Genomic DNA, 14,062 nt, shown 5'->3' with positions numbered 1-14,062 from the left:
CTTCAAGATCAATACATTTGAAATACAAGCAACCGCCAGCCAGGCGCCCCTAGCCAGGGAAATCCGGCAGGCTGGCAAAGGCCGTCTTCAATGCGTTGGACCAGCCGTCCGAGATGGTGCGGTAATACTGGTCGTCCTGGCCGATCCGCCTCTTCAACCCGACCTTGAAAGCATCCTTTTCCAGGAAAAGCATGTCGAGCGGCAGGCCGACGGACAAATTCGACTTCAGCGTCGAATCGAACGACACCAGAAGCAGCTTCACCGTCTCGGCAAGGCTCATCGTCTTTTCATAGGCGCGGATGATGATCGGCTTGCCGTATTTGGTCTCGCCAATCTGGAAGAAAGGCGTGTCGTCGGTCGATTCGATGAAATTGCCCTCGGGATAGATCATGAAAAGCCGCGGCTCGCTGCCCTTGATCTGACCGCCGAGAATGAAGGAAGCATTGAAGTAGGAATCCGCCTTTTCGCCGGCCGGTGACGAACCGGCGATCACCTCCTTGACGGTATCGCCGACCATCCGCACCGTCTGGTACATGGACGGCGTTTCCAGCAAAGTGGAGTGTCGCTCGGAGATAGCCTTGGTGCGCTCGTCGAGCAGGCTGACCACCGCCTGCGTCGTCGCCAGGTTGCCGGCCGACATCAAGACGATGACGCGCTCGCCGGGCTCTTCCCAGACATGCATCTTCTTGAAGGTGGAGATCGAATCCATGCCGGCATTGGTGCGGGTGTCCGACATGAACACGAGCCCACGATCGATCTTCAGGCCGACGCAATAGGTCATGGATTCTCTTCTAGCTGCAATCCTGGGGGATTACTGCTCCACCGTGACGGTGACCGCAAGCTGTTCTTCCGCCTGTCCCAGTCGAATCCCCGACACCGGTGTGGCGTCGCGGTAGTCCCGACCGGTTGCCACCTTTACATAGCGTTCGTCTGGAGAGATGCCGTTGGCGGCATCGAAAGCAACCCAGCCAAGTCCCGCGACATGCGCCTCGGCCCAGGCATGACTTGCCGCCTGCTCAACCGTCGCGTCCAGCATCAGATAACCGCTGACGTAACGGACCGGAAAGCCCATGACGCGCGCGGCGGCGGCAAAGATATGGGTGTGATCCTGGCAGACACCGCTCTTGAGCGCCAAGGCTTCCTCTGCCGGGGTCGTCGCGGTTGTGCTGCCCGGCGTGTAAGCGACGCGTTCACCGATGATCGCCATCAGCCTGTGCAGCCTTTCGATATCGGTCCCCTTGTCGACCGATGCGGCGAGTCCGCGAATGCCGCTGCCGACCGCCGTCAACGGCGTTTCATGGCTGTAAAGCCAGAGCGGCGTAAAGCCCTGATGTGGTCCGGAGACGCCTGCGGTGTCGCGCGTCACCACTTCGCCGGCTGCCTCCACCGTGATGAAGTCACGCTCGCCCTCGACGCTCAACAGCCGTGTATCGTTGCCGAAATGGTCGACAAAACGAACCTCTTCGCGCGCGCCTTCGATGACCAGAACCCAGGACAGAACGGTCTGCGTCGATCCGCTGACCGGAAGCAGCCGCAGCCGCTGCAACAGATATTGCACCGGCGCGTCATAGCGGTACTCGGTCCTGTGGGTGATCTTCAGCCGCATGCTTTTTTTCCGTTTGTGAGCATGATCTCGTCCGAAAACCGGTTCCGACTTTTCGCTGACGCGGTCCTTTGGTTCGGGATCACGCTCAATTGAACCGGTAATCCTGCGCGATCTCGTTGCCGAGCTTGGTGTTGTCGCGAATGAAGGCGGCCAGGAATTCATGCAGGCCGGCGTCGAATATGTCCTTGATCGACCCGGCTCTCAGCATCGTCTGCGTCTTCTCGGCCGTCGCGTGGCAGGCGTGACGTTCGCCGTAGTCGTCGCCGAGGAACTTCAGGTGTTCGCACAGGAAGCGATAGCAGAAGGTCAGAGAACGCGGCATGCGGACATTGAGGATCAGGTAGTCAGCAATGTTGGTTGGCTTGTAGTCGGCGTCATAGACCCAGCGGTAGGAGCGGTGCGCCGACACCGAGCGCAGGATCGATTCCCACTGGTAGTTGTCGAGCGTCGAGCCGACCCAGGAGATCGACGGCAACAGCACATAGTATTTCACGTCGAGAATGCGTGCTGTGTTGTCTGCGCGCTCGACATAGGTGCCGAGCTGCGAGAAGTCGAAAATCTCGTTGCGCAGCATGGTGCCGTAGAACGAGCCGCGGATCAGCGCCGTCTCGCGCTTGATAGCGTCGAGCACGCTGGGCAGGTCACGCTCGTCGATAGGCTTGGCCAGCATCCGTTTCAGCGCCATCCAGGCTTCGTTGATGCTTTCCCAGGTTTCGCGCGTCAGCGCGGTGCGCACCATGCGGGCATTGTTGCGGGCTGTCTCGATCGCCGCCATCGTGCTCGATGGGTTCGACGTATCGCGCAGCAGGAAGTCGGCGACATTGGCGGCGGTATAGTCAGAATATTTCTGGCTGAAGGTGACGTCCGAACCGGCGCTGAGCAGCACCGAACTCCACTCTTCCGAGGCGCTCTGCGTGCGGGTCAGCGCCATGCGCAATCCGGCGTCAACCAGGCGCGCCATATTCTCGGCCCGCTCGATATAGCGGTTCATCCAGTAAAGCCCGTTGGCGGTCCGGCCTAAAAGCATCCAAAAACCTTCAAATGAAAATCAGTCATCCAGCACCCATGTGTCCTTGGTGCCGCCGCCCTGCGAGGAATTGACAACCAGCGAGCCTTCCTTGAGCGCGACGCGCGTCAGCCCGCCGGGCACGATCTGGATGCGGTCGGAGACCAGCACGTAAGGCCTGAGATCGACATGGCGCGGCGCCAGCCCCTTGTCGGTCAGGATCGGGCAGGTCGACAGCGCCAGTGTCGGCTGGGCGATGTAGTTCGAGGGTTTTGCCTGGAGTTTCTTGGCAAAAGCCTCGCACTCCTTCTTGGTCGCCGCCGGGCCGACCAGCATGCCGTAGCCGCCGGAGCCATGCACTTCCTTGATCACCAGTTCGTGGATGTGCTCGAGCACGTATTTCAGACTGTCGGGCTCGGAACAGCGCCAGGTCGGGATGTTGCCGAGGATCGCCTTGCGGCCGGTATAGAACTCGACGATCTCGGGCATGTAGGAATAGATCGCCTTGTCGTCGGCGATGCCGGTTCCCGGTGCGTTGGCAATGGTGATGTTGCCGGCCCGGTAGACATCCATGATGCCGGGAACGCCAAGCGCCGAATCCGGCCGGAAGGTCAGCGGATCGAGGAAAGAATCATCGACGCGACGATAGAGCACGTCGATCTGCTTGTAGCCTTCGGTGGTGCGCATCGCGACATGGCCGTCGACGACGCGCAAATCCTGGCCCTCGACCAATTGAACGCCCATCTGGTCGGCAAGGAAGGCGTGTTCGAAATAGGCGGAATTGTAGCTGCCGGGCGTCAGCACGGCGATGGTAGGCGCTCCCTTGGTGCCTTGCGGGCGCACCGCCGCCAGCGATTGGCGCAGAAGCTGCGGGTAGTTCTCCACCGGCCGCACCTTGATCTTCTGGAACAACTCGGGGAACAGCTGCATCATCGTCTCACGGTTTTCCAGCATGTAGGAGACGCCCGACGGTGTGCGTGCGTTGTCCTCCAGCACGTAGAATTCGTCCTCGCTGATGCGGACGATGTCGACGCCGATAATGTGGGTGTAGACGCCGGCCGGCGGCCGCACGCCAATCATTTCCGGCAGAAAAGCCTCGTTCCTGGCGATCAACTCCGTGGGGACGCGCCCGGCGCGCAGGATTTCCTGGCGATGGTAGATATCGTCGAGGAAAGCATTCAGCGCCTGCACGCGCTGCTCGATGCCCTGCGTGAGGCGTCTCCATTCATTGCCTGAAATGATGCGTGGAACGATATCGAACGGGATCAGCCGTTCGGATGCTTCCTGCTCGCCATAGACGGCGAAGGTGATGCCGGTCTTGCGGAAGACGCGTTCTGCGTCCTGCATCTTCTCGGTAAGCCTGGCTGGATCCTGCTCCTTCAGCCAGCGATCATAAGCCGAATATGGTCTTCTCAATCCGGAGACTTCCGGAAGCATTTCGTCGAACGCTGCCAATCGCATACTCCCCTGTGACGCCATTTCACTGGCGTCGCCGCAGAAAATCAAGCGCAATCGGTGATTTGGGGGATGCGGGCGATCAGTATGTCGGGGCTGCCTAAAATTGAGGCAGCTGAAATACGACCTTGGTCAGGCTTTGCCTCGTGCCAGGGCAAGTGCGCTCAGCGGTCAGAGCATGATCCCGAACCGAAGGACCGCGTCAGCAAAAAGTGGAATCCGGTTTTCTCGGACAAACGGTTCCCGTTTATCCAGAGATCATGCTCGAACAGACAGATAGAGCCATCCCGATTCCATCGGGATCGAACAGGCTCTAGAAGGCGCGGAACGTGACGACGGTGAACGTGTCCTTGATGCCGGGGAGAACCTGCACCTTCTCGTTGACGAAATGCCCGACGTCTTCCTCATCGTCGACATAGAATTTGGCGAGCAGATCGTAGTTGCCGGCGGTGGAGTAGATTTCCGAGGCGATCTCGGCATCGGCGAGCGCGCTGGCAACCTCATAGGATTTGCCCAGCTCGCATTTGATCTGCACGAAAAACGCCTTCATGGCTTCGTCCCGCTAAACTTCCAAGTCCAAGCGGCCCTTCTGGCAGACTGGAGGCGGGCTTTCAAGCGCTGGAATCCGTACTCGGCCAGCGCTGACCGTCGGAGAATTCTCCGCCCAGGCCGGCAAAGCGGCCAAGACGGCAAGGCTGGCAGCACCCTTCAGCAAAAAGGGCGCCGGTCGACGGGCTGTGTGAACATCATTCGTCCCATGGCTTGCACGCTCCCGCCCCGGACCACGACGAGCGACCCGCCTTGATGGAAGCTCAACCACAGGAAATACGCCGAGGCTGGACGAATATTCGATCCCGCTGAAACCGTGAACCGTCGCCAAGCGTATGTTAGGATGCCTCCTGGAACAGTTTTTCTGGAGGCGGCTTTTCGAGGGCAACGGAGACAGGCCATGCGCCGCATGTTTTTCGCATTCGCGTTCGTTCCGCTCATCCTGGCCTCGTCGGCGTTTGCCGGCGATACAGAGGTCAAGGCGGCGCAAGCAGCCATCGACGGCCAGTTGAAAGCGTTCATCGCCAATGACGGCGCCACCGCCTACAGTTTCGCGGCGCCCAACGTGAAGCAGATCTTCCCGACCGTCGACACCTTCATGAACATGGTGACCAACGGCTACCCGCCGGTGCGCAAGCCACAGACCTACTCCTTCGGCAAGGTCGAGGAGACGAGCCCGGGTTCGATCGTCCAGCAGGTGCTGATCGTTGGGCCGGACGGCAAGGACTACGAGGCAGTCTACACACTGCAGCAACAGCCCGACGGTACGTTCCAGATCACTGGCTGCAGCCTGCGCGCGTCGAATTCGCTCAGCACCTGAGCAGAGAAGGCTCAATAGCGCGCTCTGCCGCCCGACATGTCGAACACCGCCCCAGTGTTGAACGAGCTGGCATCGGAGCATAGCCAAAGCACCAATGCCGCGACTTCATCCGCGGAGCCGAGGCGCCTGAGCGGACTGGCGTTGATCATGTCGTTGACGACATCGTTGCCAAGGCGCCTGATGAGCTCGGTATCGATCGGCCCCGGCGCGACGCAATTGACGCGGATATCGGTGTCACTGACCTCGCGCGACAATGCTTTCGTGAAGGCAATGACACCTGCGCTTGCCGCGGAATAGGCTGCGAGGTTCGGCAGTCCTTCCTTGCCAGCCAGTGAACCCATATTGACGATACGACCACTCCTGGCCTTGCGCATGATCGGCAGAACCTGGTGCGTGACTTCGAAAACGCCCATCAGGTTGACGCCGACGATCCGTTGCCACTCGGTCGGATCGAAGGCATCGAACCCGCGATAGCTGCCAAGGTAGCCTGCATTGTTGATGACGATATCGATCCGCCTGTCTTCGGCTGTGACCGCAGCCAAGGCGTCCTTTATCTGGTGTGCCTTGGTCACGTCGACAGTCTGGCAATGAGCGCCATCGAGAGGCAAGGGATCTGCATCCCATATCCAGACATCGGCACCGGACAGCATCAACTGTACGGCAATGGCTTTGCCGATCCCCCTTGATCCGCCAGTCACGATCGCGGTCTTGCCGCCAAAGTCGTACGTCACGGTCATGGCTTGACCCCCGACCGGACTCTGCGTCCGGACAGTCGACCCGTCAATCCTTGTCAAGCAGACGCATGCTTCATTCAAAGGGCAGGAATATCGCCCCTCGCCCAGCCTTCGGAAATCTCCGCCGTGCGCGTCTCGAAGCCGCCGGCTTCGATCGCGACGCGGATGTCCTGCATGAGCTTTTGATAATAGGAAAGATTGTTCCAGGTCAAAAGCATGGCGCCGAGCGCCTCTTGCGAGCGCACCAGATGGTGCAGATAGGCGCGTGAGTAATCCCGGGCGGCGGGGCAGTCGCTTTCCTCGTCGAGCGGGCGCGGATCGTCGGCATGGCGGGCGTTGCGCAGATTGACCTTGCCGCGCCTGGTGTAGGCCAGGCCATGGCGGCCGGCCCGTGTCGGCATAACGCAATCGAACATGTCGATGCCGCGCGCCACCGATTTCAGGATGTCGTCCGGCGTGCCGACGCCCATCAGATAGCGTGGCTTGTCCGCCGGCAGTTCCGGACAGGTGATGTCGAGCATCTCGAGCATCACTGCTTGCGGCTCGCCGACGGCCAGGCCACCAACGGCATAGCCCTTCAACTCCATCGCGCTAAGCGCCTGCGCCGACCGCAGCCTGAGGGCCGCGTTGTCGCCGCCTTGCACGATGCCGAACATTGCCTTGTCCGGCTGGTCGCCAAAGGCCGTCTTGCAGCGCTCGGCCCAGCGCAGCGATAGCTCCATCGCGCGCTCGATCTCCTTCATCTCGGCCGGCAGCGCCGTGCATTCGTCGAGTTGCATCTGGATATCGGAATCGAGCAGCCCCTGGATCTCGATCGAGCGCTCCGGCGACATCTCGTAGGCCGCGCCGTCGATATGCGAGCGGAAGGTGACGCCCTTCTCGGTCAGCTTTCGCAGTTTCGACAGCGACATCACCTGGAAGCCGCCGCTGTCGGTCAGGATGGGATGCGGCCAGCGGGCGAATTCATGCAAGCCGCCGAGCCGCGCCACACGCTCCGCGCCGGGCCGCAGCATGAGATGGTAGGTGTTGCCGAGGATGATGTCGGCGCCAACGCCACGGACCTGGTCCATGTACATCGCCTTGACCGTGCCGCCGGTGCCGACCGGCATGAAGGCCGGCGTGCGGATCTCGCCGCGCGGCATGTCGATCACACCGCGCCGCGCCTTGCCGTCGGTCGCCAGAACCTTGAAGGTGAACGGCTTAGCCATTGAATTCCTTGTCATGTAGCGGCGCGCCCGCAGCCTGTTCGTCGAGCGACTGGCGGTAGCGGATGCAGCCCCGCATGAATTTTGGCCACGGCGGCACGGCGATCGCCGGCTCGATCTTTTCTGGCAAAAGGTTCCACAGGTCGGGATGATGCCAACAGAGGTCATGCCCGGTGGCATCACGATGCTGGCGAATGCCGGCGCGCAATTTCCTGATTTCCACGATCAGTGCGTCGCGGTCCAGGCCGTCGAGATCATCGTCCATCGCTCGTCTCCGCTCGATAAAGCAGGCTTGCGTCGCCATAGGAATAGAATCTGTAGCGGTTCTCGATGGCATGCGCATAGGCCGCGCGCATCGTGTCGAGGCCGCTGAAGGCCGAAACCAGCATGAACAGCGTCGAGCGCGGCAGATGGAAATTGGTCATCAGCATATCGGCGGTGCGAAAGCGGTAGCCGGGCGTGATGAAGATGTCGGTCGGGCCGGACCAGGCAGCCAGAGTGCCGTCCTCACGCGCGGCACTCTCCAGCAGGCGCAGCGAGGTCGTGCCGACGGCGACGATGCGCCCGCCCCTCGCCTTGGCCGCGTTCAGCGCGTCGGCGGTGGCCTCGCTGACCGAACCGATCTCGGCATGCATCTTGTGGTCGGCGGTGTCGTCTGCCTTCACCGGCAGGAACGTGCCGGCACCGACATGAAGAGTGACGAAGCGGCGTTCGACACCCCTGGCATCAAGAGCCGCAAAAAGCTCCGGCGTGAAATGCAGGCCCGCCGTGGGCGCCGCAACGGCGCCTTCTTCCCTGGCGTAGATGGTCTGGTAGTCAGCTCGGTCACGCTCGTCGTCGTCGCGCTTCGAGGCGATATACGGCGGCAGCGGAATGTGGCCGACCGCATGCAGTGCTTCGTCCAGGAAGGGCCCCGACAGATCGAAGCCAAGCAGTGCCTCGCCGCCCTCGCCTTTCTCGATCACCGTGGCATCGAGCTGGCCGAGGAAACAGGAATTGCCGTCATGGCCGAAATGGATGCGGTCGCCGGCGGCAATGCGCTTGCCCGGCCGCATGAAGGCCAGCCAGCGATCCGGAGCCATGCGCATGTGCAGCGTGGCTTCGACTTGCGCCACCGCTTCGCCGCGCCGTCTGAAGCCTTTGAGTTGAGCCGGAATAACCTTGGTGTCGTTGAAAACCAGCACGTCGCCGGTGCGGAGCAAGGAAGGCAAATCGCCAACCGTCCGGTCATCGAGCCCCTCGCCGGGCTTGACCACCAGCATCCTGGCGCGATCGCGCGGCTCTGCCGGGCGCAGCGCGATGCGCTCCTCCGGCAGATCAAAGTCAAAGAGATCAACGCGCATCAGTAGAGCCGGACGAGCAGCGCTCCGGCCAGCAGCAGCACCGCGCCAGCGACGCGGCCGAGCGAGATCTCACGCACCGCGACGCCCAGGAAGCCGACACGGTCGATGAGCATGCCGGCCAGCAACTGGCCGGCCACGAGAAACGCCATCAGGGCAGCGGCACCGATGCGCGGCGTCAGGATCGTCGACAGCGTGACATAGAAGCCGCCGAGCATGCCGCCGGCCACGAACAGCCATGGTGCCGGCGCCTTCCAGTCGAGCGAAATGCCTTGCAGCTTCACCACCAGGACGGAAATGATGCCGAGCACGACCGCGCCCGACAGGAACGAAAAGGCCGCCGCCGCGACCGGGAGCCCCAGGCCGCGCGCCAACTGCGAGTTGATCGGCGCCTGAATGGCGATGAAGGCGCCGGACAGGATGCCGAGAAGCGACCAGACGACGCCCATCATTGTCGTTTCGCCTTACTTGACGTCTGCCGCGACCTTCAGCGACACGATCTTGTCGGGATCCTGCACCGGCTCGCCGCGCTTGATCTTGTCGACATTATCCATGCCTTCGATGACCTGGCCCCAGACCGTGTACTGGCGGTTGAGGAATGCGGCATCGTCGAAGCAGATGAAGAACTGCGAGTTGGCCGAGTTCGGGTTCTGCGAACGGGCCATCGAGCAGGTGCCGCGGCCATGGTTGGCGTTGGAGAATTCGGCCTTCAGGTCCGGCTTCTCGGAGCCGCCCATGCCAGCCTGGGACGGGGCAAATGTGGGCTTGCTGGAATTGCCGAACTTGACGTCGCCGGTCTGCGCCATGAAGCCCTCGATGACGCGGTGGAAGACCACGCCGTCATAGGCGCCTTCGCGGGCCAGTTCCTTGATGCGGGCAACGTGGCCGGGTGCCAGGTCGGGGAAAAGTTCAATGACGACCTTGCCCTTGGTCGTTTCCATGATGAGCGCGTTCTCGCGGTCCTTGATTTCGGCCATGTCAGATATCCTTTTGAGAAAACAGATTTATTTGTCGGCGGCGATGCGCACTTTGATCATCCGGTCGGGATCGGTGACCGTACCGTTGTCCGCTTCGTCGCCCTTCTTGATATGGTCCACCAGTTCCATGCCGCTGACGACATTGCCGACGATGGTGTACTGGCCATCGAGCGGCGGCGCTGGCGCGAACATGATGAAGAACTGCGAATTGGCGGAGTTGGGGTCCTGCGAGCGGGCCATGCCGACCACGCCGCGCTTATAGTGCTCGGTTTGCGAGAATTCGGCCGGCAGGTCGGGCAGATCGGAGCCGCCGGTGCCGACGGCCTCCGCGCTGAAGCCTTTCTTCATGTTGCCGAACTTGACGTCGCCGGTCTGTGCCATGAAGCCGTCGATGACGCGGTGGAAGGCGACATCGTCATAGGCGCCCTGGCGCACCAGCTTCTTGATCTGGGCGACATGCTTGGGCGCGAGGTCGGGCCTCAGCGCAATGGTGACGTCGCCGTCCTTCAGCGTGATGATCATGGTGTTTTCCGGATCTGCGGCGAAAGCCGAAACCGATGCGGTCACCAGACCGGCCAGCACAATGAGGAACGAGGCGAGCTTCTTCAGCTGCATGATCTTCTCCGAGGAACTTATTTTGCGAATTTGGCGGTGAGCGCACCGGCAACCGCCGCCGGCACGAAGGGGCGGATATCGCCTCCCATCGAAGCAATCTGGCGGACAAGTGTGGCGGTAATGGTGCGCACGGAGGGACTGGCGGGCAGAAAAACCGTCTGCAGCTCAGGCGCCATGGTCTCGTTCATGCCGGCCATCTGCATCTCATAGTCGAGGTCGGTGCCGTCGCGCAGGCCGCGGATCATGATCGAGGCGCCCTGTTTCCTGGCGGCATCGATGACCAGCCCGTCGAAGGCGACAACCTTGATGCGGGCGCCATCGTGGCCGAATTCCGCATTGGCAGCCGTCTCGATCAGCCTCACCCGTTCCTCGAAGGAAAACAGCGGTGTCTTGCCGGGATGGATGCCGATCGCCGCATAAACGATGTCGGCCACGGCCAGCGACGCCTTCAGCACGTCGAGATGGCCGTTGGTCAACGGGTCGAAGGAGCCGGCATAGAGGGCGATGCGTTCGATCATGGCTGGTGCTTCTAGCGAGCCTCTCTCGCAAAGGCAAATCTGATTGGTGTGCCGGCCGTGAACCTTTTCCGGCGCGTGAACGACAGATGAACACGCTGATCACGAAGCCTTCACGCAGCGTTCACTAGGTTGCACCCTAATAAGATGAAACCAAAATCCCATCTATCCGTTATAAGGCGCAGGAGAACACGCACATGCTGATCTACATGCTCGCCACCGCAATGACAGTCGCCATGCTGATCGCCACCGTATTCGGGCTGCATCAGGAGGCTCAACGCGTCCGCGTCAAGGCCAACACCAAGCGCTTCGAAGGCTTCGGCCCCCGCAAGCCGTACCGTCACTACTAATATCGGCGGAACTTGCTACCGCGCCGGCCGAAGGGCCGGCGTTGCTATGTCAAAACCCGCCGCCGGACTTACGCCGCGCCATCCGGGCCTGTGTCCGCCACCGGATCTGTCACGGCACCGCCCTCGACACTCTCTTCGGTCTCCTCGTCCGATTGCGGTTCCGATATCCGTTCGACCGAAACCACCTTTTCACCTTCTGCCGTGTTGAAGATGGTCACGCCCTTGGTGGCGCGGCTGGCGAAACGGATGCCGTTGACCGGCACCCGGATCACGGTGCCGCCGTCCGACACAAGCATGATCTGATCGTCGTTGCCGACCGGGAAGGTCGCCACCAGCCTGCCAATCTCGGCCGTCTTCGAAACGTCGGTGGCACGGATGCCCTTGCCGCCGCGCCCGGTCAGCCGGAAGTCATAGGACGAGGAGCGCTTGCCGTAGCCATATTCGGTCACCGTCAGCACGTACTGCTCGTGTGCCTTCAGGAACTCGTAGCGTTCATCGGAAAGCTCCGTCTCCTCGCCGACCTCTTCGTTGGTCAGCGCGATCTCTTCCTCTTCGCCGGCGGCGATGCCGGCGGCAAGCCGCCGTTCGGCCGCCGCTCGCTTGAGATAGGCAGCGCGTTCCGCCGGTGGCGCATCGACATTCTCGATCACCGCCATGGAAATCACCCTGTCGGTCTCGGCCATGGCGATGCCACGCACACCGACCGAGTTGCGGCTCTGGAAAACGCGCACGTCGCCGACCGAAAAGCGTATGCACTGGCCGGAGCTGGCGGTCAGAAGCACGTCATCATTGTCGGTGCAGGTCTCGACGCCGAGAATCTCGTCGCCCTCCTCCTCCAGCTTCATGGCGATCTTGCCGTTGCGGTTGACCTGGACGAAGTCGGAGAGCTTGTTGCGGCGCACGGTACCGCGCGTGGTGGCGAACATCACGTCGAGCTCGCCCCAGCTCGTCTCGTCCTCGGGCAACGGCATGATGGTGGTGATGCGCTCGCCTTGTTCCAGCGGCAGCATGTTGATCAACGCCTTGCCGCGCGACTGCGGGTTGCCGATCGGCAGCCGCCAGACCTTCTCCTTGTAGACGATGCCGCGCGAGGAGAAGAACAGCACCGGCGTGTGCGTGTTGGCGACGAACAGCCGGGTGACGAAATCCTCTTCCTTGGTCGACATGCCGGAGCGGCCCTTGCCGCCGCGGCGCTGCGCCCGGTAGAGCGACAACGGAACACGCTTGATGTAGCCGGAATGGCTCACCGTCACGACCATGTCCTCGCGCTGGATCAGGTCCTCGTCTTCCATGTCCGCGCCGCCGTCGGTGAGTTCGGTGCGGCGTGGCGTGCCGAACTCGTCGCGCACTGCGGCAAGCTCGTCCTTGACGATCTGCTGGACGCGGGCCCGAGACGACAGGATGTCGAGATAGTCGATGATTTCGGCGCCGATCGTGTTCAACTCGTCGGCGATTTCGTCACGGCCGAGCGCGGTCAGGCGCTGCAGGCGCAACTCGAGGATGGCGCGCGCCTGCTCCTCGGACAGATTGTAGGTGCCGTCCTCATTGATACGATGGCGCGGATCGTCGATCAAAAGGATCAGCGATTCAACATCGCCGGACGGCCAGCGCCGCTCCATCAACTGCTCGCGCGCCGTCTGCGGATCGGGCGCGGTGCGGATCAGTTTGATGACCTCGTCGATATTGGCGACGGCGATCGCCAGACCGACCAGCACATGGGCACGGTCACGCGCCTTGCGCAGCAGGAATTTGGTGCGCCGGGTGATCACCTCCTCGCGGAAGGCCACAAAGGCCTTCAGCATGTCGGTCAGCGTCATCAGTTCCGGCTTGCCGCCGTTCAGCGCCACCATATTGGCGCCGAAAGACGTCTGCAGCGGCGTGAAGCGGTAAAGCTGGTTGAGAATGACGTCGGCGACGGCGTCGCGCTTCAGCTCGATGACGACGCGGTAGCCCTGACGGTCGCTCTCGTCGCGAATGTCGGAAATGCCCTCGATGCGCTTGTCGCGCACCAGCTCGGCCATCTTCTCGATCATCGACGACTTGTTCACCTGGTAGGGAACCTCGGTGATGATGATCGACTCGCGGTCATTGCCGCGCTGTTCGATGTTGACCTTGCCACGCATGACGATCGAGCCACGGCCGGTCGCATAGGCGCTGTAGATGCCGGAACGGCCAAGCACGATACCGCCGGTCGGGAAATCCGGTCCCGGGATGATCTCCATCAGCGCCGGCAGGTCGATCGCCGGATTGTCGATGATGGCGATCGCGCCGTTGCAGACTTCGCCGAGATTGTGCGGCGGGATGTTTGTCGCCATGCCGACGGCGATGCCGCCGGAGCCATTGACCAGCAGATTGGGGAACCGTGCCGGCAGCACTTTCGGTTCGCTGCCGGAGGCATCATAGGTGTCCTGGAAATCGACGGTTTCCTTGTCGATGTCCTCGAGCAACTCATGCGCGACCTTGGTCAGTCGCGATTCGGTGTAGCGCATCGCCGCCGGCGGATCGCCGTCGATCGAGCCGAAATTGCCCTGCCCGTCGATCAGCGGCACGCGCAGCGACCAGTCCTGCGCCATGCGCACCAAGGCGTCATAGATGGAGGCGTCGCCATGCGGATGGTATTTACCCATCACGTCGGCGACCGGGCGGGCCGACTTCACATATTTGCGGTTCCAGTGGTAACCGCTCTCATGCGAGGCGAAGAGTATGCGGCGATGCACCGGCTTCAGGCCGTCGCGCACGTCGGGCAGCGCGCGGCTGACGATCACGCTCATGGCGTAATCGAGATAGGAGCGCTGCATCTCCTCGACGATGGATATCGGCTCAATGCCGGTGGGGCCGCCGTCGGCGCCGCGCGGTGTCTTCTGGTCGGTCAAATCGGATCACAATCTAA

General features: G+C 61.9%; 16 protein-coding genes. 2 read left to right on the top strand and 14 right to left on the bottom strand.

Annotation, left to right across the window (positions count from 1 at the left end; genetic code table 11):
• Window positions 1-49: 49 nt before the first annotated feature.
• The 5 genes from OOJ09_RS12585 to OOJ09_RS12565 form a co-directional block, all read right to left on the bottom strand.
• Window positions 50-781, bottom strand: coding sequence for a peptidase (locus OOJ09_RS12585; RefSeq protein ID WP_269905519.1), 732 nt, complete (start codon window positions 779-781; stop codon window positions 50-52).
• Between the two features lie 30 nt (window positions 782-811).
• Window positions 812-1,606 (bottom strand): transglutaminase family protein, encoded by a 795-nt coding sequence (locus OOJ09_RS12580; RefSeq protein WP_269905518.1) that lies wholly within the window; start codon window positions 1,604-1,606, stop codon window positions 812-814.
• Between the two features lie 85 nt (window positions 1,607-1,691).
• Window positions 1,692-2,633, bottom strand: a complete 942-nt coding sequence (locus tag OOJ09_RS12575; RefSeq protein ID WP_269905517.1) for an alpha-E domain-containing protein — start codon at window positions 2,631-2,633, stop codon at window positions 1,692-1,694.
• 21 nt (window positions 2,634-2,654) lie between these two features.
• On the bottom strand, window positions 2,655-4,067 hold the full coding sequence (locus OOJ09_RS12570) for a circularly permuted type 2 ATP-grasp protein (protein WP_167364903.1): 1,413 nt from the start codon (window positions 4,065-4,067) through the stop codon (window positions 2,655-2,657).
• Window positions 4,068-4,380: 313 nt separating this feature from the next.
• Window positions 4,381-4,617: an Lrp/AsnC ligand binding domain-containing protein gene (locus OOJ09_RS12565; protein WP_091574954.1), complete on the bottom strand. Its 237-nt coding sequence runs from the start codon at window positions 4,615-4,617 to the stop codon at window positions 4,381-4,383.
• A 399-nt stretch (window positions 4,618-5,016) separates the two neighbouring features.
• Here OOJ09_RS12565 and OOJ09_RS12560 point away from each other — a divergent pair, with 399 nt between their 5' ends.
• Window positions 5,017-5,436, top strand: coding sequence for a DUF4864 domain-containing protein (locus OOJ09_RS12560; protein ID WP_269905516.1), 420 nt, complete (start codon window positions 5,017-5,019; stop codon window positions 5,434-5,436).
• A gap of 11 nt (window positions 5,437-5,447) precedes the next feature.
• On the opposite strand, the gene OOJ09_RS12555 is transcribed toward OOJ09_RS12560, so the two are convergent.
• The 8 genes from OOJ09_RS12555 to coaD all read right to left on the bottom strand — a co-directional run bounded on the left by OOJ09_RS12555 (window position 5,448) and on the right by coaD (window position 10,825).
• Window positions 5,448-6,173 carry an SDR family NAD(P)-dependent oxidoreductase gene (locus tag OOJ09_RS12555; protein ID WP_269905515.1) on the bottom strand — a complete coding sequence of 242 codons (726 nt, stop codon included), beginning with the start codon at window positions 6,171-6,173 and terminating at the stop codon, window positions 5,448-5,450.
• Window positions 6,174-6,247: 74 nt separating this feature from the next.
• On the bottom strand, window positions 6,248-7,378 hold the full coding sequence (gene tgt, locus OOJ09_RS12550; protein WP_269905514.1) for a tRNA guanosine(34) transglycosylase Tgt: 1,131 nt from the start codon (window positions 7,376-7,378) through the stop codon (window positions 6,248-6,250).
• Window positions 7,371-7,640, bottom strand: a complete 270-nt coding sequence (locus tag OOJ09_RS12545) for a hypothetical protein (protein WP_269905513.1) — start codon at window positions 7,638-7,640, stop codon at window positions 7,371-7,373. Before OOJ09_RS12545 ends, tgt begins: the two co-directional genes overlap by 8 nt.
• Window positions 7,630-8,718 (bottom strand): tRNA preQ1(34) S-adenosylmethionine ribosyltransferase-isomerase QueA, encoded by a 1,089-nt coding sequence (gene queA, locus OOJ09_RS12540; protein ID WP_269905512.1) that lies wholly within the window; start codon window positions 8,716-8,718, stop codon window positions 7,630-7,632. Before queA ends, OOJ09_RS12545 begins: the two co-directional genes overlap by 11 nt.
• Window positions 8,718-9,167 (bottom strand): DMT family transporter, encoded by a 450-nt coding sequence (locus OOJ09_RS12535; protein WP_269905511.1) that lies wholly within the window; start codon window positions 9,165-9,167, stop codon window positions 8,718-8,720. Before OOJ09_RS12535 ends, queA begins: the two co-directional genes overlap by 1 nt.
• A gap of 12 nt (window positions 9,168-9,179) precedes the next feature.
• On the bottom strand, window positions 9,180-9,692 hold the full coding sequence (locus OOJ09_RS12530) for a peptidylprolyl isomerase (RefSeq protein ID WP_269905510.1): 513 nt from the start codon (window positions 9,690-9,692) through the stop codon (window positions 9,180-9,182).
• Between the two features lie 27 nt (window positions 9,693-9,719).
• On the bottom strand, window positions 9,720-10,214 hold the full coding sequence (locus OOJ09_RS12525) for a peptidylprolyl isomerase (RefSeq protein WP_269905652.1): 495 nt from the start codon (window positions 10,212-10,214) through the stop codon (window positions 9,720-9,722).
• Window positions 10,215-10,324: 110 nt separating this feature from the next.
• A complete protein-coding gene (gene coaD, locus OOJ09_RS12520; RefSeq protein WP_091574972.1) occupies window positions 10,325-10,825 on the bottom strand; it encodes a pantetheine-phosphate adenylyltransferase in 501 nt (166 codons plus the stop codon).
• 194 nt (window positions 10,826-11,019) lie between these two features.
• On the opposite strand from coaD, the gene OOJ09_RS12515 reads away from it, so the two are divergent.
• Entirely contained in the window at window positions 11,020-11,172 is a 153-nt protein-coding gene (locus OOJ09_RS12515) for a hypothetical protein (RefSeq protein WP_082525247.1), read from the top strand.
• Between the two features lie 68 nt (window positions 11,173-11,240).
• Here OOJ09_RS12515 and gyrA read toward each other — a convergent pair whose 3' ends face one another.
• Complete coding sequence (gene gyrA / locus OOJ09_RS12510) at window positions 11,241-14,045, bottom strand: DNA gyrase subunit A (protein WP_269905509.1); 2,805 nt, start codon at window positions 14,043-14,045, stop codon at window positions 11,241-11,243.
• Between the last annotated feature and the right edge of the window lie 17 nt (window positions 14,046-14,062).

It is taken from the genome of Mesorhizobium qingshengii (genome assembly GCF_027563465.1).
GTDB classification, from domain to species: Bacteria; Pseudomonadota; Alphaproteobacteria; order Rhizobiales; family Rhizobiaceae; genus Mesorhizobium; species Mesorhizobium qingshengii_A.
This window is presented reverse-complemented; position numbering and strand designations above follow the sequence as displayed.